Raw genomic sequence first — 23,964 nt, 5'->3', positions numbered from 1 at the left:
GGGGGAAATCCAGCATAGCCCCGCACCCCACCGAAGGCCGCGCCGGCTGTGTTTCAGCATTTGGCGGAAATCCGGGGGAAACCTTGTGATAAAGCTGTGGATAAAGGGGTGGAAAATGACAGCGGCATGGCACTTTCATGAATGACCGAAAATCGTCGCAGAATTTCAGAGAAGTGCCGTCATTCGTGGCTTTCAGGGGTGTCCGGGTGAGGTGTGGAGATCTCCACAGCCGCTGTGGAGGCAAGCTTGCCCAACCTGTGGAAAAACTGTTGGGCAGTGGCTGCGGAGCCGATGGTACGGGGCTTCCCTGAAGCTGGCTGTTTTCTGATCAGTCGCGTGTTTTCAATCACTTGCGGGCCTGTGTATCGATTGCGACGAAATTCCTGTGCACGATCCTTCCACCGCTATCCCCGGTTTGTGTTGACCCACTTGTGTGCCTCCTGTGGAAAACATCGTCGGCGCCACGGGCAGCGGGGCTTCCAAAGGGTTGTTCAAAGATTGATCAGCGAAGGATGCAAGCGACTGATCCACGGCGACTTTTCCCCAGTGATGCGGGCTGCGTGAAACTTTCCACAGTGCCTGTGGGGCGAATCTCGCAGAAGGTGTGGACAACCTGTACCCAGATCGCTGCAAGCCACGCACGGCGCGGCCCAGTCTGCTTAGTACGTTTTTTGATCAATTGGCGAAAGCCGCGCCGTTACTGGCTTTCAGCGAATGTTCCGGCGGGTTTTCCACATTGGCTGTGCAGCGTTCTGCCGGGAACTTGTGGGCGGGTTGTGGATGAAACGCTGTAAAGCCCGTTGTTTCTGGTTTGCGCCGGGCTGATCAATATTTGTCCAGGGGCGCAGGGCCCGCTGCCTATACTTCACTCACCCTGGGGGCGGGAGATTCAGCATGTCCAGTTACTCGGTGGAACAGATCCGCACCGTGGCCCTGGTCGGCCACGGCGACAGCGGCAAGACCCTGCTTGCCGAAGCGCTGCTGCAGCACAGCGGCGCCATTCCCAGCATGGGCTCGCTGGAGCGCGGCGACACGCTGTGCGACTCCGACCCGCTGGAACGCGAATACCACCACTCGCTGGCCGCTGCCCTGGTGCACTTCGAGCACGAGGGCGCGCAGGTCCGCCTGATCGATACGCCCGGTTATCCCGACTTCATCGGCCATGCACTGCCGGCTCTGGCAGCGGTGGAAACCGCGCTGGTGGTGGTCAATGCGCAGAACGGCATCGAACTGAGCACCCGCCGCATGATGGATTGGGCCGGCGAGCGCGGGCTGTGTCGGATGCTGGTGGTGAACAAGATCGACGCCGAGCGCATCGACCTGCCGGGCCTGCTGGCGGGTTTGCGCGAGTCGTTCGGCAAGGAGGTACTGCCCATCAACCTGCCTGCCGAGGGCGGAGCACGGGTTGTGGATTGTTTCTTCAATCCCGACGGCGAGGCGGATTTCTCCTCGGTGGCCGAGGCGCACCAGGCGCTGGTGGACCAGGTGGTGGAGGTCGACGAGGCGTTGATGGCGCATTACCTGGAGGAGGGCGAGGTAGCGCCCGAGGCGCTGCACGAACCCTTCGAGCGCGCCCTGCGTGAAGGACACCTGATTCCGCTGTGCTTTGTCTCCGCCCGCACCGGCGCCGGCGTGCCGGAGCTGGCGAACATCCTCGCGCGCCTCGCGCCGAATCCCACCGAGGGCAATCCGCCGCTGTTCCTGCGCACCGATGACAAGGGCACCGAGCACCCGGTTAAGGCCAGCCCCGACCCGGCCGCCCACGTGCTGGCCCATGTGTTCAAGGTGGTGATCGACCCCTTCGTCGGCCGCCTCGCGGTGTTCCGCGTGCACCAGGGCACGATCCGCCGGGAGATGCAGTTGTTCGCCGGCGATGGACGCAAGCCGTTCAAGGTCGGCCATCTGTTGCGCCTGCAGGGAAAGAAGCACGAAGAGGCGCCGTGGCTGATCCCCGGTGACTTCGGCGCGCTGAGCAAGGTCGACGAACTGGAGTACGACGTGGTGCTGCACGATTCCCACGACGAGGACCACATCCACCTCAAGCCCCTGGATTTCCCCACACCCATGCAGGGCCTGGCCATCGAGGCGAGCCGCCGCGGCGACGAACAGCGCCTGGCGGAAATCCTCCAGCGCCTGCAAGCCGAAGACCCCTGCGTGCGCCTGGATTACAACGCCTCCACCCAGGAAACCGTGCTGCGCGGCATGGGCGAGCTGCACCTGCGCTATCTGCTCGAGCGCATGGCCGGGCAGTACAAGCTGGAAGTGCAGACCCGCGCGCCCAGCGTGCCTTACCGCGAAACGGCGACCCGCAGCGCCGAAGGCCACAGCCGGCACAAGAAGCAGACTGGCGGGGCGGGGCAGTTCGGCGAGGTCTACTTGCGCATTGAGCCAATGCCGCGCGGCGAAGGCTTCGCCTTCGTCGACGCGATCAAGGGCGGGGTGATTCCCGGCAACTTCATTCCCTCGGTGGAGAAGGGCGTGCGCTCGGCGCTGGCGGCCGGGCCGCTGGCTGGTTTCCCGGTGGAGGACGTGAAGGTCACGGTGTTCGACGGCAAGAGCCACTCGGTGGATTCCAAGGACATCGCCTTCCAGGCCGCCGGGCGCAAGGCCATGCTCGATGCGCTGCGCAATGCCGGCGGCATCGTGCTGGAGCCGGTGATGCAGATCGAGGTGACCACGCCGGATACCCACCTGGGCGACATCACCGCCGACCTCACCGGCCGCCGGGGCCAGGTACTGGGCACCGAGTCGCTGTCGGCGAGCGTCGCGCTGGTGCGCGGGCAGGTGCCGCTGGCGGAGCTGGACGGCTACGCCAACCGGTTGAAATCCATCACCGCCGGCCAGGGGCTCTACAGCCTTTCTTCCAGCCATTACAGCGCCGTCCCACAGGACGTGCAGCAGCGCCTGTCGAGTGGCTACAAGGCCGTCCCGGAAGAAGACTGAGCGAATGTGGATAGTTGTCGCAGCCGCTGCCCGAAAAGGCCCGTGGTTGGGCCTTGGCGCGCGACTGTCCGGCGTGTCTGCGGGAAAGGTGAAAGCCACGTGGCATAAGGGTTGCAGGCGGGATCGAGGCGGCCAGCCGGTTCGGCCAGAGGTGTCTCCGAGCTTGCCTCGGGACACCTTCAGCCTGTGGATAACTCAGTGGGTAACGTGTGGGACAGGTGGGGGCAGGCTGTGATCAGTACTCGATCACCACGTCACCCTTGGGCACGCTGCAGCAGGACAGGATGTAGCCTTCGGCGACGTCTTCGTCGGTGATCCCGCCGTTGTGCTCCATCTCCACTTCGCCCGAGCGCTTCATGACCTTGCAGGTGCCGCAGATGCCCATGCCGCAGGCCTTGGGAATGTGCAGGCCGAGCTGCGCGGCGGCGGCATGGACGGTCTCGCCCGGTGCCACGCGGATGCTCTTGCCTGTCTCGCAGAACTCCACCAGGTTCTGATCGGCCAGGGGCACGGCCGGCGCCTCGGCGGCTTCGGCGGCCAGTTCCTTCACGTCGGCGCGGACTTCCGGCGGGGTCGGGCCAAAGGCCTCCTCGTGGTAGCGCGACATGTCGTAGCCCTCGGCTTCGAGCAGGCGCCTGACCGCGTGCATGTAGGGCGTCGGGCCGCAGCAGAAGACCTCGCGCTCGAGGAAGTCCGGCGCCATCAGCTGCAGCATCGCCTTGTTCAGGAAGCCCCGGTAGCCGGCCCAGGACTCACCCATCTCGTACTTCTCGCAGACCAGGTACAGCTTGAAGTTGTTGATCCGCGAGTTCATGTGCTCCAGCTCGCGGTGGTAGATGATGTCCTTGGGCGTGCGCGCGCTGTGCACGAAGACCATGTCGACGTTGCCGTTGGTGTCGAAGAACCAGCGCGACATGGACATCACCGGGGTGATGCCGACGCCGCCGGAAAGGAACAGCACCTTCTCGGCGGGGAAGTCGATGGCGTTGAAGTTGCCCACCGGCCCGTGCACCGGGATCTGGTCGCCTTCCTTGAGGTTGTCGTGCAGCCAGTTCGACACCTTGCCGCCGGGCACGCGCTTGATGGTGATGGAGAAGCTGTAGGGCACCGAGGGCGAGCTGGAGATGGTGTAGGAGCGCATGATCGGCTGGCCGTCGATCTCCAGCTCCAGGGTGACGAACTGCCCCGGCTTGAAGAAGAACATGATCGGCGCGTCGGCCATGAAGCAGAAGGTGCGTACATCCCAGGTTTCCTGGATGGCCTTCACGCAGCGCACCAGGTGGCGCCCGTTGGCCCAGGTCTGGGTATTCACCGGATTGAGGAAGTTGTTCGTCGACATGCTGTCTCTCCGCGCACGCGGGCCGTGCTGGGCCTGATGGGGCAGCGCCGGGGCCCGTTTGCCTACGCCGCTTGAGCGTAGAAAGCACGGGGCCTTTCGGCATGCCTGATGGGGCGGATTGTGTGCACGAGGATGGCCGCTGCATTTACCTGCCAGCGACATTTGCATGCTTATCGCGACCTGCCGCCTGGGACGTGCCGTTGCGCGTCGGGAAATGATGTGGCCGTGTCGCCCATGGATAAGGGTAATCCCGGGGTGCGGCCCCACACTCAGCTCCATGCCGAGCAACTCCCAAGGTTGAGCGAGACGGCGGGAAACGGCGCACTCGGCGCGCCTGGCACCTGCCGCAAACAAGCCCTGCGTGGCAAACCGTATCAGCCACTTATTTCCGCCGGCAGCCCGACCGGGCTGCGGCATGAGGACCGAGCAATGGACGTCACCACTACCCTGAGTCTGGGCGACCCGCTGGAACCGGCCCGCAAGGCCACCGCCGAGATGCTGCGCAGCCGCGACCACAGCTTCTCGCTGCCGCAGCCCTTCTACAACGACGAGCGCCTGTTCCAGCTGGACATGCAGGAGATCTTCCACAAGGAGTGGCTGATCGCTGGCATGACCTGCGAGATCCCCGCCAAGGGCAACTTCCTCACCCTGCAGATCGGCGACAACCCGGTGATCGTCCTGCGCGGTGCGGAAGGCAAGATCCACGCCTTCCACAACGTCTGCCGCCACCGTGGCTCGCGTCTGTGCGTCAGCGACAAGGGCAAGGTCGCCAAGCTGGTCTGCCCCTACCACCAGTGGACCTACGAGCTGGACGGCCGCCTGCTGTTCGCCGGCACCGAGATGGGCGCCGACTTCGACATGAAGAACTACAGCCTCAAGCCGGTGAACGTGAAGACCGCCGGCGGCTACATCTTCATCTCGCTGTCGGAGAACCCGCCGGCCATCGATGACTTCCTGCGTACGCTCGAGCACTACATGGAGCCGTACGACATGGAGAACACCAAGGTCGCGGTGCAGACCACGCTGATGGAAAAGGCCAACTGGAAGCTGGTGCTGGAGAACAACCGCGAGTGCTACCACTGCAACGGCTCCCACCCGGAGCTGCTGAACACCCTGCTGGAGTGGGACGACGTCACCGACCCGCGCGCCAGCCAGGCGTTCAAGGACCAGGTCGCCGCCTGCACCACCGCCTGGGAAGCCGAGAAGATTCCCTATGCCCATGAAAGCTTCGGCCTGCGCAACCGCATTGTGCGCATGCCGCTGCTGCAGGGCACCGTGTCCATGACCATGGACGGCAAGCAGGGCAGCAAGAAGCTCATGGGCCGCATCCAGAACCCGGACCTGGGCTCGATGCGCATCCTGCACCTGCCGCATTCGTGGAACCACTGCATGGGCGACCACCTGATCGTCTTCACCGTGTGGCCGATCAGCGCGCAGGAAACCATGGTCACCACCAAGTGGCTGGTGCACAAGGATGCGGTGGAAGGCGTCGACTACGACGTCGCCCGCCTGCGCGAAGTCTGGGACGCCACCAATGACCAGGACCGTCGCCTGGCCGAGGAGAACCAGCGCGGCATCAACTCCACCGCCTACCAGCCGGGGCCGTACTCCAAGACCTACGAGTTCGGCGTGATCAACTTCCTCGACTGGTACAGCGAGCGGTTGCTGAACAACCTGGGCGAAGAATCCGCCCACGCCCGCCTGGTCGCCGAGAAGTAAGCCCCAGCCATCCAGCGCCCCCTCTTCGGGGGCGTTGTCGTTCAGGAGGAAGCCACGTGGACGCCATGCTCTTCTACAGCAGCTCCGCTTTCGTCACCGGCCTGGTGGCGTGGAACCTCTTTGCCTGCTGGCGCAAGCGCTGATCCCTGTCGCTGTGCTCTTTGTAGGATGGGTGGAGCGAAGCGATACCCATCGGCGCAGCGCGGTCGTGAATTGATGGGTATCGCTGCGCTCCACGCCATCCTACGTCTCGGTTCTGCATCTCCCCTCACTCGGTAATCCGCGGCTTCCGAGCCTTTGCGCGGCACGCATTCCCCTGTGCGACGCAAACGCTGTCGCCCATGTCGCCGCCTTGACGCTTTCGGTATGACCCTGGTCGTTTTCGAACCGGGTCGCCTCGGGGTGCAGGGATATCCTGCCTGCAAAGCGTCGGGGGAAAACCCGCCGCGCCAAGCCTGACAAGCCTTGCCTGACCAGCCGGCCCTGATAAGAGAGACGCCAAGATGAGCCCAGCCGAACTTCACGCCGACAGCATCGTCATCGATGGCCTGATCATCGCCAAATGGAACCGCGAGCTGTTCGAGGACATGCGCAAGGGCGGCCTGACCGCCGCCAACTGCACCGTGTCGGTGTGGGAAGGATTCCAGGCGACGGTGAACAACATCGTCTCCAGCAGCAAGCTGATCCGCGACAACAGCGACCTGGTGCTGCAGGTGCGCACCACCGCCGACATCCGCAAGGCCAAGGAGCAGGGCAAGACCGGCATCCTCTTCGGCTTCCAGAACGCCCACGCGTTCGAGGACCAGCTGGGCTACGTCGAGGTGTTCAAGCAGCTGGGCGTGGGCATCGTGCAGATGTGCTACAACACCCAGAACCTGGTCGGCACCGGCTGCTACGAGCGCGACGGCGGCCTCTCCGGCTTCGGCCGCGAGATCGTCGCAGAGATGAATCGCGTCGGCATCATGTGCGACCTGTCCCACGTCGGCTCCAAGACCTCCGAGGAAGTCATCCTCGAGTCGAAGAAGCCCGTCACCTACTCCCACTGCCTGCCGTCGGGCCTCAAAGAGCACCCGCGCAACAAGTCCGACGCCGAGCTGAAGTTCATCGCCGACCACGGCGGCTTCGTCGGCGTGACCATGTTCGCGCCCTTCCTCGCCAAGGGCATCGACTCGACCATCGACGACTACGCCGAAGCCATCGAGTACGTGATGAACATCGTCGGTGAGGACGCCATCGGCATCGGCACCGACTTCACCCAGGGCCACGGCCAGGACTTCTTCGAGTGGCTGACCCACGACAAGGGTTACGCCCGCCGCCTCACCAACTTCGGGAAGATCGTCAACCCGCTGGGCATCCGCACCGTGGGCGAATTCCCCAACCTCACCGAAACCCTGCTCAAGCGCGGCATGCCCGAGCGCGTGGTGCGCAAGGTCATGGGCGAGAACTGGGTGCGCATCCTCGGCGAAGTCTGGGGCGAGTAATCCGCTTTTCCCCCTCTCCCTCAGGAGCGGGGCGCGCAGCTAGGGCCGGGGTGAGGGCTGCCGCGCTCACCCGTAGAACCCCTCACCCCAACCCTCTCCCCAAGGGAGAGGGAGCCAAAAGAATTGGAGCGAAACCTCATGGCCAAACACGCCCCCGAACTGCCCATCGAAGTCGACAGCGAAACCGGCGTCTGGACCTCCGACGCCCTGCCGATGCTCTACGTACCGCGGCACTTCTTCGTCAACAACCACATGGGCATCGAGGAAGAGCTGGGCGCCGAGCGCTATGCCGAAATCCTCTACAAGGCCGGCTACAAGTCCGCCTGGCACTGGTGCGAGAAGGAAGCCGAGTGCCACGGTCTGGTCGGCGTGGAAGTCTTCGAGCACTACATGAAGCGCCTGTCCCAGCGCGGCTGGGGCCTGTTCCAGATCGAGCAGATCGACCTCGACAAGGGCACTGCCCAGGTACGCCTGAAGCATTCGGCCTTCGTGTACGTCTACGGCAAGGTCAACCGCAAGGTCGACTACATGTTCACCGGCTGGTTCGCCGGCGCCATGGACCAGATTCTCCAGGCGCGCGGCAGCGCGTTGCGCACCGTGGCCGAGCAGGTCTACAGCGGCGCCGAGGAAGGCCACGACGACGGCCTGTTCGTCGTCAAACCCCTCTGATCCACGACTTCGGCACGGGCGGCCCGCGGGCCGCCACCACAACAAGAAACCTCTGATCCCGTGAGGATGCCGCAATGGCTTTCGAGGCAATGTTCCAGCCGATCCAGATCGGCAAGCTGACCATCCGCAACCGCGTGCTCTCCACCGCCCACGCCGAGGTCTACGCCACCGACGGCGGCATGACCACCGAGCGCTACGTGAAGTACTACGAGGAGAAGGCCAAGGGCGGCATCGGCCTGGCCATCTGCGGCGGTTCCTCCGTGGTCGCCATCGACAGCCCGCAGGAATGGTGGAGCTCGGTGAACCTCTCCACCGACCGCATCATCCCGCACTTCCAGAACCTGGCCGACGCCATGCACAAGCATGGGGCCAAGATCATGATCCAGATTACCCACATGGGCCGCCGCTCGCGCTGGGACGGCTTCAACTGGCCGACCCTGATGTCGCCCTCGGGCATCCGCGAACCGGTGCACCGCGCCACCTGCAAGACCATCGAGCCGGAAGAGATCTGGCGCGTGATCGGCAACTACGCCCAGGCGGCACGCCGGGCGAAGGAAGGCGGCCTGGACGGCGTCGAGCTGTCCGCCGTGCACCAGCACATGATCGACCAGTTCTGGAGCCCGCGCGTCAACAAGCGGACCGACGAGTGGGGCGGCACCTTCGAGGGCCGCATGAAGTTCGGCCTGGAAGTGCTCAAGGCCGTGCGCCGGGAAGTCGGTGACGACTTCTGCGTCGGCATGCGCATCTGCGGTGACGAGTTCCACCCGGACGGCCTCACCCACGACGACATGAAGCAGATCGCCAAGTACTACAGCGACACCGGGATGATCGACTTCATCGGCGTGGTCGGCTCGGGCTGCGACACCCACAACACCCTGGCCAACGTCATCCCGAACATGACCTATCCGCCGGAGCCTTTCCTGCACCTGGCTGCCGGCATCAAGGAAGTGGTCAATGTGCCGGTGCTGCACGCGCAGAACATCAAGGACCCCAACCAGGCCACGCGCATCCTTGAGGGCGGCTACGTGGACATGGTCGGCATGACCCGCGCGCACATCGCCGACCCGCACTTGATCGCCAAGATCAAGATGGGCCAGATCGACCAGATCAAGCAGTGCGTCGGCGCCAACTACTGCATCGACCGCCAGTACCAGGGCCTGGACGTGCTGTGCATCCAGAACGCCGCCACCTCCCGCGAATACATGGGCGTGCCGCACATCATCGAGAAGACCACCGGCGTGAAGCGCAAGGTAGTGGTCGTCGGTGGCGGCCCGGCCGGCATGGAAGCGGCGCGCGTCGCCGCCGAGCGTGGTCACGACGTCACCCTGTTCGAGAAGAAGGACCAACTGGGCGGGCAGATCACCACGGCCTCGAAAGCCCCGCAGCGTGACCAGATCGCTGGCATCACCCGCTGGTACCAGCTGGAACTGGCGCGCCTGAATGTCGACCTGCGCCTGGGCACCGGCGCGGACGCCGACACCATCATGGACCTGCGTCCCGACGTGGTGGTGCTGGCCAACGGCGGCCACCCGTTCCTCGAGCAGAACGAACACTGGGGCGCCGCCGACGGGCTGGTGGTCAGCAGCTGGGACGTGCTCGACGGCAAGGTGGCGCCGGGCAAGAACGTGCTGGTCTACGACACCATCTGCGAATTCAGCGGCATGTCGGTGGCGGACTTCCTCGCCGACAAGGGCGCCCAGGTCGAGATCGTCACCGACGACATCAAGCCGGGCGTGGCCATCGGCGGCACCACCTTCCCGACCTACTACCGCAGCATGTACCCCAAGGAAGTGATCATGACCGGGGACCTGATGCTGGAGAAGGTCTACCGCGAGGGCGACAAGCTGGTGGCGGTGCTGGAGAACGAATACACCGGCGCCAAAGAGGAGCGGGTGGTCGACCAGATCGTCGTGGAGAACGGCGTACGTCCGGACGAGAGCCTGTACTACGCGCTCAAGCAGGGTTCGCGCAACAAGGGCCAGATCGACGTCGAGGCGCTGTTCGCGATCAAGCCGCAGCCGTGTCTCAGCGAGCCCGGCGACGGTTACCTGCTGTTCCGCATCGGCGACTGCGTGGCCCAGCGCAATACGCATGCGGCGATCTATGACGCGCTGCGTCTGTGCAAGGACTTCTGATACAGGCCCGGTAAGGATCTCCGGCTGGCTCGGATAGCCCCTCTCCCGCTTGCGGGAGAGGGCGGGGGGAGAGGGTGTTTCAGGCCATGCGCAGTGCCGGCTCGAACACCCTCTCCCTAACCCTCTCCCTGAAGGGAGAGGGGACTGGTCCGGAGTCCCCATTTCGGTCCCTGCGAGGAGACCCATGACAATGCTCAACATTATCCTCCCCATCCTGCTCTTCAGCGCCCTCGGCCTCGCCGTGCTGGGCGCCGTGAAGCGCTTTACGATGTGGCGCCGCGGCCGGCCCGCCCAGGTCGACTGGATCGGCGGCCTGCTGAAGATGCCGCGCCGCTACCTGGTGGACCTGCACCACGTGGTCGAGCGCGACAAGTACATGTCCAAGACCCACGTGGCCACCGCTGGCGGCTTCGTCGCCGCCGCGCTGCTGGCTATTCTCGTGCACGGTTTCGGCCTGCACAGCCGCATCCTCGGCTTCGCCCTGCTGGCCGCCACAGCGCTGATGTTCTGCGGCGCGCTGTTCGTCGCCAGGCGCCGCCTCGACCCGCCGTCGCGGCTGTCGAAAGGCCCGTGGATGCGCCTGCCGAAAAGCCTGCTGATGTTCTCGGCGAGCTTCTTCATCGCCACCCTGCCGGTGGCCGGCATCCTCCCGGAAGGCTTCGGTGGTTGGTTCCTGGCGGCCATCCTCGCCATTGGAGTGGCCTGGGGCGTGTCCGAGCTGTTCTTCGGCATGACCTGGGGCGGGCCGATGAAGCACGCCTTCGCCGGCGCCCTGCACCTGGCCTGGCACCGCCGCTCCGAGCGCTTCGGTGGTGGTCGTTCCACCGGCCTGAAACCGCTGGACCTGGAAGACCCCATGGCGCCGCTGGGCGTCGAGAAGCCCACCGATTTCACCTGGAACCAGCTGCTCGGCTTCGACGCCTGCGTGCAGTGCGGCAAGTGCGAAGCCATGTGCCCGGCGTTCGCTGCCGGCCAGCCGCTGAACCCGAAGAAGCTCATCCAGGACATGGTCATCGGCCTGGCTGGCGGCAGCGACGCGAACTTCGCCGGCTCCCCGTATCCGGGAAAACCGCTGGGCGAACACAGCGGCGGACCCCACCAGCCCATCGTCGCGCTGGACGGCAAGGCGCTGGTGGATGCCGAGACCCTGTGGTCCTGCACCACCTGCCGCGCCTGCGTCGAGGAATGCCCGATGATGATCGAGCACGTCGACGCCATCGTCGACATGCGCCGCCACCTCACGCTGGAAAAGGGTGCGACCCCGAACAAGGGCGCCGAGGTGCTGGAAAACCTCATCGCCACCGACAACCCCGGCGGCTTCGCCCCCGGTGGCCGGCTGAACTGGGCGGCGGACCTGAACCTGCCGCTGCTGGCCGACAAGCAGCAGGCCGACGTGCTGTTCTGGGTCGGCGACGGTGCCTTCGACATGCGCAACCAGCGCACCCTGCGGTCCTTCGTGAAGATCCTCAAGGCCGCCAATGTCGACTTCGCCGTACTCGGCCTGGAAGAGCGCGACAGCGGCGACGTGGCCCGCCGCCTGGGTGACGAAGCCACCTTCCAGACCCTGGCCAGGCGCAACATCGCCACCCTGGCCAAGTACCGCTTCAAGCGCATCGTCAGCTGCGACCCGCACAGCTTCCACGTGCTGAAGAACGAATACGGCGCGCTGGGCGGCAACTACCGGGTGCTGCACCACACCACCTTCATCGACGAGCTGGTACAGAAGGGCGCGCTGAACCTCGGCCAGAGCAAGGCCGCCAGCGTGACCTACCACGACCCGTGCTACCTCGGCCGCTACAACGGCGAGTACGAGGCGCCACGCGCTGTGCTCAAGGCCATCGGCATCGAGGTCAAGGAAATGCAACGCTCCGGCTTCCGCTCGCGCTGCTGCGGTGGTGGTGGCGGCGCGCCGATCACCGACATCCCCGGCAAGCAGCGGATTCCCGACATGCGCATGGCCGACATCAAGGAAACCGGCGCTGAGCTGGTGGCCGTGGGCTGCCCGCAATGCACCGCGATGCTCGAGGGCGTGGTCGCGCCACGCCCGGAGATCAAGGACATCGCCGAGCTGGTTGCCGAGGTCCTCATCGAGGCCACCGAGGTGCCGGCAAAAAAGCCCTCGCTGGCGCGCCGTGAAGAAACGGCGGAGGTGCACTGATGAACGCGCCGGACGCCTTCGTAGGGCGCATAAAGCCAACGGCTTTATCCGCCGTCTCGACGTCATCGGCGGATAACGCTGCGCGTTATTCGCCCTACACCTGCCTGGAGCATCGAGCATGAGCGACATCATCCGCCGCGACCCGCGCGCCGAGTGGATCGCCCGCAACCGCCTGCATCCGCTGCACGCGGCCATGCAATCGGCCCAGGGCGGCGAGAGCCGCTGGATGGGCCCCAACGGCGTGGTGCGCAAGAACCCCCATGCGGTGGGCTTCATCGGCCCCAATGGCGTCAAACGCATCGACCGCTCCGGTGGCCAGCAGGGCACCGGCGGCAAGCGCAGCAGCGCTCCGGAAGTGGTGCAGCTGCCGCTGGTGATTCTCGAACAACCGGCGTTCCTGATTGCCGTGGTGCCGGACATGGTCGGCGGTCGTCTGTCCAGCCACGACCGCGATCTGCTGGGCCTGGCCCGCAAGCTCGCCGGCAGCGACGGCGCGGTGCTCGCTGTGGTGTTCGGCGAGCACAAGGAAAGTGCCTTCGATACCGCCGGCGTCGACCGCCTGCTGATGATCGAAGGCAACGAGTACGACGGCTACGCCCCGGAACAACGGGTGCTGGCGCTGCGCTCAGCCAACAGCCAGTTCGCTCCGCGCCACTGGTTGCTGCCCGACAGCCGCAGCGGTGGCGGCGAACTGGGCCGCCGCTTGGCCGCGAGCCTGGGCGAACGCCCGGCGACCCGCGTCTGGCAGGCCGAAGGCGAGCGCTGCGTCGGCCGTGCCGGTGCTGGTCAGCAGGACCTGCACCGCGAGCTGCCGCGCCTGATCCTGGCCGCTGCCGAGTGCGCCGAACCGGTCAGCGAGACCCGCCACGAAGCCCGTGCCGTGGAGCTGGACTCCAGCGTCGCGCGCAACATCCCGCGTATCGAAGACCTCGGCCCGGTGGCCGTGGACCCGGCGCAGATTCCCATGGCCGAGGCGGAGTTCATCCTCTCCGGCGGCAATGGCGTGAAGGACTGGGACCTGTTCCACCGCGCCGCTGTCGCTCTCGGCGCCACCGAGGGGGCTTCCCGCGTGGCGGTGGACGACGGCCACATGCCGCGCGCTCGCCAGGTCGGCGCCACCGGCACCTGGGTCACTGCGCGGGTCTATCTCGCCGTCGGTATCTCCGGGGCGATCCAGCACCTGCAGGGCATCGGCTCCTGCGACAAGGTGGTGGCGATCAACATGGACCCGGGCTGCGACATGATCAAACGCGCCGACCTCTCGGTGATCGGCGATTCCACGGCGATCCTCAAGGCGCTGATGGCCCTGGCCGAAGCCCATCGCAATGGAGCGGCGCGCGATGCGGCCTGAGGCGTTTTCTCCGATTGTAGGGCGGATAAAGCCGAAGGCTTTATCCGCCGCCGTAGCCACATCGGCGGATAACGCTGCGCGTTATTCGCCCTACGCCAGCTTGCAAGCCCGAGGTGGCTTATGAACGACCTGAACATCGTCACCCTGGTTTCCATCGGCGCCCACCCGGCCTCCGGTCGTTCTCGCCGTGCCGACCAGGATGCCCGCGCGGTGGAGCTGGGCATGAGCCTCGCTGGCAAGCGCCTGCGCGTGGTACACGCCGGCGACGCCGGGGAGGAAGCGCTGCGCGGCTACCTCGGCATGGGCCTGGACGAACTGGCGGTGCTGGAGCAGCCCGCTGGCGCCGACGCCCTGCCGGCACTGGCGGCCTACCTCGGCGACAGCGATGCGCAACTGGTACTCACCGGCACCCAGGCGGAAACCGGCGAAGGCTCGGGCATGCTGCCGTTCCTGCTGGCCGAGCGGCTGGGCTGGCCGCTGGTGGTCGGCCTGGCGGAAGTGGAGAAGGTGGAAGGCGGCAGCGCCCAGGTGCTGCAGGCCTTGCCCCGAGGCCAGCGGCGCCGGCTGAAGGTGCGCCTGCCCTTCGTCGCCAGTGTCGACAATGCCGCGCCGGTGGCTCGCCAGAGCGCGTTCGGCCCGGCTCGTCGTGGCTATCTGGAAGCCCATGAAGTGGAGGTGGTGGACGACCCGCTGCTCGCCGAAGGCAACCTGCAACCGGCGCGCCCGCGTCCCAAGCGGCTGAAGGTGATCAAGGCGAAGACCGGCGCCGAGCGCATGAAGGCCGCCACCGCCAAGGCCTCCGGCGGCACCGGGCAGGTGCTCAAGGACGTCACGGCCGAAGCGGGTGCCGAGGCGATCTTCAAGCTGCTGCGTGAAGAAGGGGTGATTCGAGTCTGACACCGCGCTCCCTGTAGGAGCGCTCGATGGGCGCGATCGCGGGCATGGCCCGCTCCTACAGATGTCCGCGCCAGCGAACCTTGCGGGCGATTTTCCGGTCGAAATCATGCTGGTGGCCGGAAATCATTGAAATGACACGAGAATTATCTCGTAAGCTATTGAATTGACAGCATACGGCTTGTCAGAAGATTCCCGTTTCTGCTGGCCCCGCCGCGCCCCTTTCTTTATCCTCCGCACCCTTTGAAAGGCTTTGCGGAGGCTCCCATGCTTGATTCCACCCTCGAACAACTTGAACAGCTGGTCGCCGAACTGCTGCAGCAGAACGAAGTGCTGGTGCAGGACAACGCCGCTGTGCGTGAAGAGCTGCTCAAGGCCCGTGAGGAAAACGACAGCCTGCAGCTGTCCCTGATGGAGCAGGAAGAGAAGCACAACGCTACGGCCACCCGCCTGCAGGCGCTGATCCGCCGCGTCAGCGACAGCCGCGCCCACGCATGAGTGGCGACGGCGTCCGCGTCCTGCGCATCCTCGGGCGCGAATACAGCGTCCGGGCGCCGGCCGGTGAAGAGCGCCGGCTGCAGGACGCGGCCGCGCTGTTGCAGGCGGAGATCACCGCCAGCAAGAAGAAATTCCCCTACGTCACCAGCAATGAGCTGATGGTGCTTTCCGCGCTCAACCTCTGTGCCCGTCAGCTCGGCGCGCAGGACGGGGAGTGCGACGAGGCGGACGCCGTGGAGCGTATCGCTGCCCTCAACCGCCGGATTCTCGATCACCTGCAACGGCAGGACTGATCCCGCGCGTCTCTTTTGTACATGCAGGGCATCGCGGACAACGTTCGCGGTGCACTTTGTCGTACCCGAATCGCAGGCAAAAAAAAGGGGACACCGGGGTAAGCGGTGTCCCTTCTAAAGGAGAGTGGGCCAGGAGGCCCCTCAACCGGTGAGACGTGGCGCTTCGGACAAGTCCGCCGCGCCGGGCATAAAAGAAGGGAGTGGGGGTAACCAATCCCTGAAAGGTGAGGAAGGAGTACTCCCCCTCAACCGGTGAGACGTGCCCGGCTCGCGCCGGGCGGGTGATCAGGCGCGCAGCGGAATCAGGCGCGGGGCGATCATGTTTTCCGGCAGCAGGATGTCGGCCAGGGTGGCTTCGTCCAGCAGCTGTTCCTCGCGAACCAGTTCCAGTACGCCGCGGCCGGTTTCCAGCGCGATCTTGGCGATGCGGGTGGAGTTCTCGTAGCCGATGTACGGGTTCAGCGCGGTGACCAGGCCGATGCTGTGCTCCACCAGTTGGTGGCAGCGCTCGACGTTGGCGGTGATGCCGGTGATGCAATGCTCGCGGAGCATGTCCATGGCGCGCTGGAGCAGGCGGATCGAGTCGAAGATCTTGTAGGCGATCAGCGGCTCCATCACGTTCAGCTGCAGCTGGCCGCCTTCGGCAGCGATGGTCAGCGCCAGGTCGTTGCCCATGATTTCGAAGGCGCACATGTTCACGGCCTCCGGGATCACCGGGTTGACCTTGCCCGGCATGATCGAGCTGCCCGGCTGACGCGGCGGCAGGTTGATCTCGTTGATGCCGGTGCGCGGGCCGCTGGACAGCAGGCGCAGGTCGTTGCAGATCTTCGACAGCTTGACCGCGGTGCGCTTGAGCATGCCGGAGAACAGCACGAAGGCGCCCATGTCGGAGGTGGCTTCGATCAGGTCGGCAGCCGGGACGACCGGCTGGCCACTGATTTCAGCCAGGCGCTCGACGGCCAGCTTCTGGTAGCCGGGGTCGGCGTTGATGCCGGTGCCGATCGCGGTGCCGCCGAGGTTCACTTCGGTCAGCAGTTCCGGCGCCAGGCGACGCAGGCGGTCGAGGTCTTCGCCCAGGGTGGTGGCGAAGGCGTGGAATTCCTGGCCGAGGGTCATCGGCACCGCGTCCTGCAGCTGGGTACGGCCCATCTTCAGTACGCTGGCGAACTCGACGCCCTTGGCGGCGAAGGCCTGGATCAGGCTGTCGAGGCTGGCCAACAGGGTGTCGTGGCCGAGCAGCAGGCCCAGGCGGATGGCGGTCGGGTATGCGTCGTTGGTCGACTGCGCCATGTTCACGTCGTTGTTCGGGTGCAGGTACTTGTACTCACCCTTGGTGTGGCCCATGGCTTCCAGCGCGATGTTCGCGATCACTTCGTTCGCGTTCATGTTGGTGGAGGTGCCGGCGCCACCCTGGATCATGTCCACCACGAACTGGTCGTGGAAGTCACCGCGGATCAGACGGGCACAGGCTTCGCTGATGGCGGCGTGCTTGTCTGCCGGCAGGTGGCCGAGCTTGTGGTTGGCATCGGCAGCCGCCTGCTTGACCATCGCCAGGGCGACGACCAGCTTCGGGTAGTGCGACAGCGGCACGCCCGAGAGGCGGAAGTTGTTCACAGCGCGCAGGGTCTGGATGCCGTAGTAGGCGTCAGAAGATACTTCGAGGGTGCCGAGGAGGTCTTTCTCGATGCGGAACGATGCAACAGGGGACATGACAGGGATTGTCTCAAAGGAACACGGCCAGTGCCGCGATGCCCGGTAGACTAGGGATTTCGCCTTTCGTCGGCCAATGCTGTTAAAGGCTGCCTCATGCACGAACGGCATAATGTACCCTGTGACGAATTGATGACGGCGAGCGTGTGACTGTGCTACGCGCGCCCGGCTCCTGACCAATCGATCAGTGTGTGACAGCGTTGGAGTTGACGTGAACCTCGAGACCAAATGGCTGGAAGACTTCAGCACCCTGGCCACCACCCGCAGTTTTTCCCAGGCCGCTGAAAAGCGCTTCGTCACCCAGCCGGCGTTCAGCCGGCGCATCCGCAGCCTGGAAGATGCCCTCGGCCTGACGTTGGTGAACCGCCAGCGCACGCCCATCGAGCTGACCGAGGCGGGCCAGCTGTTCCTGGTCACCGCCCGCGCGGTGGTCGAGCAGCTCGGTCAGGTGGTGCGCCACCTGCACCATCTGGAAGGCGGGCAGGGCGAGGTGCTGCAGTTCGCCGCCGCGCACTCCCTGGCGCTGGGCTTCTTCCCGGCGTGGATCTCGCGCCTGCGCTCCGAGGGCCTGAACATCGCCAGCCGTTTGGTGGCCACCAACGTCGGCGAGGCGGTGCACCTGCTGCGCGAAGGCGGCTGCGACCTGATGATGGCCTTCTACGATCCGGACGCCGCGCTGCAGATGGATCCGGAAGTCTTCCCCTCGCTGCACCTGGGCCGTACCGAGATGCTGCCGGTGTGCGCGGTGAACTCCGCCGGCGTACCGCTCTACGACCTGGACAGCGGTCAGAGTGTGCCGCTGCTGGCCTACAGTGCCGGTGCCTTCCTCGGGCGCGGGGTGAACCTGCTGCTGCGCCAGCGCAACCTGCGCTACACCACTGTCTATGAAACGGCGATGGCCGACAGCCTGAAGAGCATGGCGCTGCAGGGCATGGGCGTGGCCTGGGTGCCGCGCCTGAGCATGGAGTCGGAGCTGGCGCGCGGCGAGCTGGCGCTGTGCGGCGGCCCGCACTGGATCGTCCCGCAGGAAATCCGCCTGTACCGCTGCGCCCTGGTGCGCAAGGCGCAGATTCGCCTGCTCTGGCGCAAGCTGGAAGGCGGCCTGGGGCTGGACGAGACGCCCTGATCCGCCGTGCGGAGGCGGACGACCGGGGCTGTTCCGTTTATTTGATAAGCATTATCATTTGCGGCTTTCCAGGGTCTTCCCCTCGCGCCGGCTTCGGTGCGGACCGCTGGCGAGCCTCCGTCCCCGATGCCCCATTCCGACCGCCCGGCCGACTCCCGTGCCGCGGACGCCCCGGCGCCCGCCGAGGCACTGCCGCGCGAGGACTTCCTGCAGGTGTTCCTGACCCAGCGCCCGCGCATGGAGGCACTGGTGCGGCGTCGCGTCGGCTGCCGCGCCACCGCAGCGGACCTGGTGCAGGACCTGTTCCTGCGCTTCTGGAAGCGCCCGCAGGCACCGGTGGAGGAGCTTGGCAGCTACCTGCTGCGCAGTGCGCGCAACCTCGCCATCGACCATCTGCGTGGCGAGGACTCGCGCGGCCGCACCTTGAGCGCTCTGCTGCCCGATGACGGCGATGCCCAGCCTTCGCCGGAACAGGCCGTGCAGGCCGGCGCCGACCTGGCCCTCATAGAAGACGCCCTGCGCCAGTTGCCCGAGCGCACTCGCCACATCTTCCTGCTCAGCCGCGTGCACGGCCGCACCTACGGCGAGATCGCCACGGCCGTGGGGCTTTCCCAGAGCGCGGTGGAAAAACATATGATGCGCGCCCTCGATGCCTGCAAGGCGAGCCTGATGCCCGCCGCGCCGGCCACTCGCCGTGGAGCCGCTGACCGATGAAGCCTGAAATCGCCACCTCGCCCGAGGACGCCCAGCGTCAGGCGCGCCAGTGGCTGCTACGTCTGCAGGATCGTGGTGGCGAAGCCTGGCTGGGTGCTTTCCAGGCGTGGCTGGCGGCTGATCCCCGGCACGCCAGCGCCTATGCCGAAGTCGATGCGCTGTGGCAGGCCAGTGCCGCACCGGCGCAACGGCTGGCGGCGGAGGAGGACGCTGTCCTGAACGCCTATCTGGTGCAGATGGATCGTCCCGCCATCCGCCCTGCGCAAGGTAATAACCGACGCTGGGGCTATCCTCTGGCCAGCGCCGCCTGCCTGCTGCTGATGCTCTGGGCCGGCGGCTGGTGGTCGCCGGGCAACTGGGTCACCGATCTCTCCGCCGACTACGTCAGCGCGCCGGGCGAAGTGCGCGAGATCACCCTGGATGACGGCTCGCGCCTGACCCTGGATGCCGACAGCGCCGTCGCCGTCTCCCTGGATGGCGAGCAACGCCGTGTCGACCTGCTGCGCGGTGCCGCGTCCTTTGCCGTGAAGCACCTTCCCAAGCCCTTCGTGGTGCGCGCCGGCGAAGGCGAAGCGCGGGTGCTGGGCACCGAATTCGAAGTCCGTCGCCTGGGCGAGCAGACCCGCGTCACCGTCGTCGAAGGCCGCGTCTCGGTGCGCGGCAGCCACGCGGTGGGCGTGCCGGAAGTAGTGCTCGGCGCAGGCGAACGCGTCGGCATCGACGGCACCAGACTGGGCGATGCCCAGCCCGCCGACGCCCAGGCCGCGCTGGCCTGGCGCCAGGGTTGGCTGACCTTCTACCGCGCGCCGCTGGGCGAGGTGCTGGAGCGCCTGGGCACCTACTATCCGGGGCGCATCGTGCTGCTCGATAACGAACTGGCGCAGCGTCGGGTCAGCGGCAGTTTCCGCAGCGCCGACCCACAGGCCGCGCTGGATTCGCTGCAAGCGGTGGTGGGCTTCCGCCAGCAGCCGCTGCTCGGGCGCTTCGTGCTGATTCGCTGAGCGCGGAAAATATTTTCGAAAAAGGGATGAGGTACCGACGCGGCTGCTCCGTGCAGTGGTCATGAATGCGATTTATTCGCATGTGAAGTCGACCTTTCGAGCAAGTGAGCCCCCGATGACCCCGCTGCGCCGCGCTGTCCCCGAACTGTCCCTGAAACCGCTCGCCGCCTTCGTGCTCGGCACCGCCCTGGTCGCCGCGCAGGCGCCGGCCGCGTTGGCGGATGAAGTCGCCGCCAGCTCCGCGCTACTGGCGAAACATGGCTTCGCCATCACCGCCCAGCCGCTGCCCCAGGCGCTCAGCGAGTTCAGCCGGGTGACCGGCCTGAGCGTGGTCTACACCGATGAAACGCCGTACGACCTCAAGGCCCCGGCAGTCTCTGGCCAGCTCAGCGCCAACGACGCGCTGAACCGCCTGCTCGCTGGTTCCGGCTACCGCTTCCGCGCCCTCGACGGTCATACCCTGACCCTGGAGCGCCTGCCCGCCGATCCCCTGAGCCTGACCGACACCACCGTCACCGGCCAGGCCGCCGCCACCAGCTACCAGCCGGCGCCGGTGGCCTCCATCGGCCGCACCGATACGCCGGTGCTGGAGACCCCGCAGAGCATCGTCACCGTCCCGGCGCAGGCGCTGCGCGACCAGAAGCCGCGCAACCTCGACGACGCGCTGGGCAACATCAGCGGCGTGACCCAGGCCAATACCCTCGGCGGCACCCAGGATGCGGTGATGAAGCGCGGCTTCGGCGACAACCGCGACGGCTCGATCATGCGTGACGGACTGCCCTCGGTGCTGGGCCGCAACCTCACCGCCACCGCCGATCACGTCGAGGTGCTCAAGGGCCCGGCCTCCGTGCTCTACGGCATCCAGGACCCGGGCGGCGTGGTCAACGTGGTGAGCAAGAAGCCGCAGCTGCAGCAGTACAACGCCGTCACCCTGCGCGGCTCGACCTTCGCCCATGGCAAGCAGGGCAGCGGCGCGCAGATCGACAGCACCGGCGCGCTGGGTGAAAGCAACCTGGCCTACCGGTTGATCGTCGATCACCAGGACGAGAACTACTGGCGCAATTTCGGCCAGCAGCGCGAGACCCTCGTCGCGCCGTCGCTGGCCTGGTTCGGCGAGGACACCACGGTGAACCTCAGCTACGAGCATCGCGAGTTCAAGACGCCGTTCGACCGTGGCACCGCCATCGATCCGCGTACCAACAGGCCGCTGGATATCCCGCGTACCCGCCGGCTGGACGAGCCGTTCAACATCACCGAAGGCCGCTCCGACCTGAGCCGCCTGGATATCGAACACCGTCTCGACGATGCCTGGAAGGCGCACCTCGCCTACGGCTGGACCCGCGAGACCTACGACGACAACCAGGCGCGGGTGACCAAGGTGAACAGCAACGGCACCGTGACCCGCCGCGTCGACGGCACCCACGGCGCGGTGAGCAGCGACAGTTTCGCCACCGCCAGCCTGAACGGCGACCTGCAACTGGGTGGCTTTCGCCACGAGCTGGTGGTCGGCATCGACAGCGAGAAGCGCAAGATCTACCGCGCCGACCTGATCCGCGACACCAAGAACACCACCCTGAACTACCTCGACCCGGTCTACGGGCAGATTTCCCCGGCCACCAGCGTCAGCGCCAGCGACAGCGACCAGACCGACAAGCTGCGCAGCGACTCGCTGTTCCTGCAGGATTCCTGGCACCTGGACGACCACTGGATTCTGGTCGCCGGCGGGCGCTACCAGATGTACGACCAGTACGCCGGGCGCGGCCGGCCGTTCAAGGCCAACACCGACATCAGCGGGCAGAAGTGGGTGCCGCGCGCGGGTGTGGTCTACAAGGTCAACGACGAGGTCTCGCTGTACGGCAGCTACACCCAGTCGTTCAAGCCCAACTCCACCATTGCGCCGCTCTCCACCGGCGAGGTGATCGACTCGGCGATCCAGCCTGAGGAGGCTTCGTCCTGGGAAATCGGCGGCAAGCTCGACATCCCCGGCCGCGTCACCGCCAACCTGGCGCTCTTCGACATCCGCAAGCGCAACGTGATGGTCACCCAGCTCGACGCCAACGGCGACAGCCGTGTCAGCACCGCCGGCAAGGTGCGCTCCTATGGCGCCGAACTGGACGTCACCGGCCAACTGAGCGAAAGCTGGAGCCTGCTCGGCAGCTACGCCTGGCTGGACGCCGAAGTGACCGATGACCCGGAGCTGGAAGGCAACCGCCTGCAGAACGTGGCGAAGGAGACCGCCTCGCTGACGGCGGTGTACGACGCCGGCTCGCTGCTCGGCGGCGACGATCTGCGTCTTGGAGGCGGCGCGCGTTATGTGGGCAAGCGCGCGGGCGATCCGTCCAACTCCTTCGAGCTGCCGTCCTACACCGTGGCCGATGCCTTCGCCAGCTACGACACCAAGCTGGGCGGGCACAACGTCGGCTTCCAGTTCAACGTGAAGAACCTGTTTGACCGCACCTACTACCCGTCGGCGGCGAACAACCTCTACGTGGCTATCGGCGAGCCGCGGCAGTTCGAGTTCTCGACCACGGTGGAGTTCTGATCCGGAAGACGCGGTCGCTTTGTAGGGCGGATAGCCCGTTCCGGGTTATTTGCCCTACAGGTGAGGCGCGGGGTAGGAGTCCACCCCGCGCAGAGGCCTACATCTCGACCACGATCCGCCCTTCGATCTGCCCGGCGCGCATGCGGTCGAGAATGGCGTTGATGTCGTCCAGCTTGCCGGAGGCGACGGTGGCCTTCACCAGGCCTTCGCCGGCGAAGTCCAGGGCTTCCTGCAGGTCGGCGCGGGTGCCGACGATGGAGCCGGTGATGTGCAGGCCCTTGAGCACCACGTCGAAGATCGGCGTGGGGAAGTCGCCCGGCGGCAGGCCGACCAGCGACACGGTGCCGCCGCGACGGGCCATGCCGATGCCCTGGCCGAAGGCGCTGTTGGACACCGCCGTGACCAGTACACCGTGGGCGCCGCCGATATCGCGCTGCACCACCTCGACCGGGTCTTCCTTCTTCGCGTTGACGGTCAGGCTGGCGCCCAGGCGCCTGGCGAGCTCCAGCTTGGCGTCATCCACGTCCACCGCCACCACATGCAGGCCCATGGCCTTGGCATACTGCACGGCCACGTGGCCGAGGCCGCCGATACCGGAGATTGCCACCCACTGGCCGGGGCGCGCGCCGGTTTCCTTCAGGCCCTTGTAGACGGTGACGCCCGCGCAGAGGATCGGCGCGATTTCCAGGAAGCTGACGTCCTTGGGCAGGATGCCGACGTAGTTCGGGTCCGCCAGCACGTATTCGGCATAGCCACCGTTCACCGAATAGCCGGTGTTCTGCTGGCTCTCGCAGAGGGTTTCCCAGCCGGTCAGGCAGTGTTCGCAGCAGCCGCAGGCGGTGTACAGCCAGGGCACGCCGACGCGGTCGCCCTCCTTCACGCGGGTGACGCCGGAGCCGACTGCAGCGACAAAACCGACGCCTTCATGGCCGGGAATGAACGGCAGGCTCGGCTTCACCGGCCAGTCGCCTTCGGCGGCATGCAGGTCGGTGTGGCAGACGCCGGACGCCTCGATCTTCACCAGGATCTGCCCGGGGCCGGGCAGCGGGACTTTGACTTCCTCGATCCGCAGTGGCTCGCCAAAGGCGTGGACGACAGCGGCTTTCATGGTCGTGGGCAGGGTCGTGGACATTGCGCTCGCTCCTTGAAGGGTGAGGGACCTGCCCCATCCGGGCAGGTTCGTGTCAGACGAGTCTGAGCCTCTGAGCCTAGGCCATCTTGAGCTGCGGCAAGCTTTTCCGCGGTCGTCGCAGGCCTTGTCGATGGTGGAATGACGAAATCGGGACCAACGGTCATGCCCAGTGCACTGCCGCACAGTCTTTGCGGTATACTGCGCCGCCTTCAAGCCGGCACTGCCCGCCGGTTTGGCCACGTACAAGCCACGCCCTCAC

At 66.1% G+C, this 23,964-nt stretch carries 17 protein-coding genes; 14 read left to right on the top strand and 3 right to left on the bottom strand.

The features are described from left to right. The first annotated feature begins 894 nt into the window (after positions 1-894). Positions 895-2,943 carry an elongation factor G gene (gene fusA / locus IB261_RS29655; RefSeq protein ID WP_081519126.1) on the top strand — a complete coding sequence of 683 codons (2,049 nt, stop codon included), beginning with the start codon at positions 895-897 and terminating at the stop codon, positions 2,941-2,943. Between the two features lie 235 nt (positions 2,944-3,178). On the opposite strand, the gene gbcB is transcribed toward fusA, so the two are convergent. Continuing rightward, on the bottom strand, positions 3,179-4,282 hold the full coding sequence (gene gbcB, locus IB261_RS29650) for a glycine betaine monooxygenase reductase subunit (protein ID WP_081519127.1): 1,104 nt from the start codon (positions 4,280-4,282) through the stop codon (positions 3,179-3,181). Positions 4,283-4,711: 429 nt separating this feature from the next. On the opposite strand from gbcB, the gene gbca reads away from it, so the two are divergent. The 9 genes from gbca to IB261_RS29605 all read left to right on the top strand — a co-directional run bounded on the left by gbca (position 4,712) and on the right by IB261_RS29605 (position 15,480). Further along, complete coding sequence (gbca, locus tag IB261_RS29645; protein ID WP_081519128.1) at positions 4,712-6,001, top strand: glycine betaine monooxygenase oxygenase subunit; 1,290 nt, start codon at positions 4,712-4,714, stop codon at positions 5,999-6,001. A gap of 503 nt (positions 6,002-6,504) precedes the next feature. Then, positions 6,505-7,482 (top strand): dipeptidase, encoded by a 978-nt coding sequence (locus tag IB261_RS29640; protein ID WP_081519129.1) that lies wholly within the window; start codon positions 6,505-6,507, stop codon positions 7,480-7,482. 138 nt (positions 7,483-7,620) lie between these two features. After that, the gene (locus IB261_RS29635) at positions 7,621-8,151 is read left to right on the top strand and encodes a 4-vinyl reductase (RefSeq protein ID WP_081519130.1); all 531 of its coding nucleotides are present in this window, start codon (positions 7,621-7,623) and stop codon (positions 8,149-8,151) included. A gap of 74 nt (positions 8,152-8,225) precedes the next feature. Further along, positions 8,226-10,286: a dimethylglycine demethylation protein DgcA gene (gene dgcA / locus IB261_RS29630; protein WP_192383553.1), complete on the top strand. Its 2,061-nt coding sequence runs from the start codon at positions 8,226-8,228 to the stop codon at positions 10,284-10,286. Positions 10,287-10,476: 190 nt separating this feature from the next. Further along, positions 10,477-12,444 (top strand): dimethylglycine demethylation protein DgcB, encoded by a 1,968-nt coding sequence (gene dgcB / locus IB261_RS29625; RefSeq protein WP_192383577.1) that lies wholly within the window; start codon positions 10,477-10,479, stop codon positions 12,442-12,444. A 118-nt stretch (positions 12,445-12,562) separates the two neighbouring features. Further along, positions 12,563-13,795 (top strand): electron transfer flavoprotein subunit alpha, encoded by a 1,233-nt coding sequence (gene etfA, locus IB261_RS29620; protein WP_192383554.1) that lies wholly within the window; start codon positions 12,563-12,565, stop codon positions 13,793-13,795. Positions 13,796-13,915: 120 nt separating this feature from the next. After that, positions 13,916-14,692: an electron transfer flavoprotein subunit beta gene (gene etfB / locus IB261_RS29615; protein WP_192383555.1), complete on the top strand. Its 777-nt coding sequence runs from the start codon at positions 13,916-13,918 to the stop codon at positions 14,690-14,692. A gap of 264 nt (positions 14,693-14,956) precedes the next feature. Beyond that, complete coding sequence (locus IB261_RS29610; protein ID WP_138213642.1) at positions 14,957-15,187, top strand: hypothetical protein; 231 nt, start codon at positions 14,957-14,959, stop codon at positions 15,185-15,187. Beyond that, the gene (locus IB261_RS29605) at positions 15,184-15,480 is read left to right on the top strand and encodes a cell division protein ZapA (RefSeq protein ID WP_081519136.1); all 297 of its coding nucleotides are present in this window, start codon (positions 15,184-15,186) and stop codon (positions 15,478-15,480) included. The genes IB261_RS29610 and IB261_RS29605 overlap by 4 nt, the downstream gene beginning before the upstream one ends. Before the next feature lie 285 nt (positions 15,481-15,765). Here IB261_RS29605 and aspA read toward each other — a convergent pair whose 3' ends face one another. Then, positions 15,766-17,190, bottom strand: coding sequence for an aspartate ammonia-lyase (aspA, locus tag IB261_RS29600; RefSeq protein WP_192383556.1), 1,425 nt, complete (start codon positions 17,188-17,190; stop codon positions 15,766-15,768). A gap of 211 nt (positions 17,191-17,401) precedes the next feature. Here aspA and IB261_RS29595 point away from each other — a divergent pair, with 211 nt between their 5' ends. The 4 genes from IB261_RS29595 to IB261_RS29580 all read left to right on the top strand — a co-directional run bounded on the left by IB261_RS29595 (position 17,402) and on the right by IB261_RS29580 (position 22,573). Further along, positions 17,402-18,316, top strand: coding sequence for a LysR substrate-binding domain-containing protein (locus IB261_RS29595; RefSeq protein ID WP_045214108.1), 915 nt, complete (start codon positions 17,402-17,404; stop codon positions 18,314-18,316). Between the two features lie 126 nt (positions 18,317-18,442). Further along, positions 18,443-19,030, top strand: a complete 588-nt coding sequence (locus IB261_RS29590) for an RNA polymerase sigma factor (protein ID WP_151188750.1) — start codon at positions 18,443-18,445, stop codon at positions 19,028-19,030. Continuing rightward, complete coding sequence (locus tag IB261_RS29585) at positions 19,027-20,031, top strand: FecR family protein (RefSeq protein WP_192383557.1); 1,005 nt, start codon at positions 19,027-19,029, stop codon at positions 20,029-20,031. The genes IB261_RS29590 and IB261_RS29585 overlap by 4 nt, the downstream gene beginning before the upstream one ends. A 115-nt stretch (positions 20,032-20,146) precedes the next feature. After that, on the top strand, positions 20,147-22,573 hold the full coding sequence (locus tag IB261_RS29580; RefSeq protein WP_192383558.1) for a TonB-dependent siderophore receptor: 2,427 nt from the start codon (positions 20,147-20,149) through the stop codon (positions 22,571-22,573). Positions 22,574-22,670: 97 nt separating this feature from the next. Here the strand turns inward: IB261_RS29580 and adhP are convergent, their stop codons facing one another. Continuing rightward, positions 22,671-23,705: an alcohol dehydrogenase AdhP gene (gene adhP / locus IB261_RS29575; RefSeq protein WP_081519141.1), complete on the bottom strand. Its 1,035-nt coding sequence runs from the start codon at positions 23,703-23,705 to the stop codon at positions 22,671-22,673. Positions 23,706-23,964 lie beyond the last annotated feature (259 nt).

This window comes from Pseudomonas sp. PDM20 (assembly GCF_014852575.3).
Classification (GTDB): Bacteria; Pseudomonadota; Gammaproteobacteria; order Pseudomonadales; family Pseudomonadaceae; genus Pseudomonas.
This window is presented reverse-complemented; position numbering and strand designations above follow the sequence as displayed.

What these genes read in the sequence shown, in the direction of transcription:
- adhP (WP_081519141.1), bottom strand. Translation starts at nt 23,705, where the DNA reads ATGTCCACGACCCTGCCCACGACCATGAAAGCCGCTGTCGTCCACGCC.
- gbca (WP_081519128.1), top strand. Translation starts at nt 4,712, where the DNA reads ATGGACGTCACCACTACCCTGAGTCTGGGCGACCCGCTGGAACCGGCC.
- IB261_RS29590 (WP_151188750.1), top strand. Translation starts at nt 18,443, where the DNA reads ATGCCCCATTCCGACCGCCCGGCCGACTCCCGTGCCGCGGACGCCCCG.
- etfB (WP_192383555.1), top strand. Translation starts at nt 13,916, where the DNA reads ATGAACGACCTGAACATCGTCACCCTGGTTTCCATCGGCGCCCACCCG.
- dgcB (WP_192383577.1), top strand. Translation starts at nt 10,477, where the DNA reads ATGCTCAACATTATCCTCCCCATCCTGCTCTTCAGCGCCCTCGGCCTC.
- gbcB (WP_081519127.1), bottom strand. Translation starts at nt 4,282, where the DNA reads ATGTCGACGAACAACTTCCTCAATCCGGTGAATACCCAGACCTGGGCC.
- IB261_RS29610 (WP_138213642.1), top strand. Translation starts at nt 14,957, where the DNA reads ATGCTTGATTCCACCCTCGAACAACTTGAACAGCTGGTCGCCGAACTG.
- IB261_RS29605 (WP_081519136.1), top strand. Translation starts at nt 15,184, where the DNA reads ATGAGTGGCGACGGCGTCCGCGTCCTGCGCATCCTCGGGCGCGAATAC.
- IB261_RS29640 (WP_081519129.1), top strand. Translation starts at nt 6,505, where the DNA reads ATGAGCCCAGCCGAACTTCACGCCGACAGCATCGTCATCGATGGCCTG.
- IB261_RS29635 (WP_081519130.1), top strand. Translation starts at nt 7,621, where the DNA reads ATGGCCAAACACGCCCCCGAACTGCCCATCGAAGTCGACAGCGAAACC.
- IB261_RS29585 (WP_192383557.1), top strand. Translation starts at nt 19,027, where the DNA reads ATGAAGCCTGAAATCGCCACCTCGCCCGAGGACGCCCAGCGTCAGGCG.
- aspA (WP_192383556.1), bottom strand. Translation starts at nt 17,190, where the DNA reads ATGTCCCCTGTTGCATCGTTCCGCATCGAGAAAGACCTCCTCGGCACC.
- dgcA (WP_192383553.1), top strand. Translation starts at nt 8,226, where the DNA reads ATGGCTTTCGAGGCAATGTTCCAGCCGATCCAGATCGGCAAGCTGACC.
- etfA (WP_192383554.1), top strand. Translation starts at nt 12,563, where the DNA reads ATGAGCGACATCATCCGCCGCGACCCGCGCGCCGAGTGGATCGCCCGC.
- fusA (WP_081519126.1), top strand. Translation starts at nt 895, where the DNA reads ATGTCCAGTTACTCGGTGGAACAGATCCGCACCGTGGCCCTGGTCGGC.
- IB261_RS29580 (WP_192383558.1), top strand. Translation starts at nt 20,147, where the DNA reads ATGACCCCGCTGCGCCGCGCTGTCCCCGAACTGTCCCTGAAACCGCTC.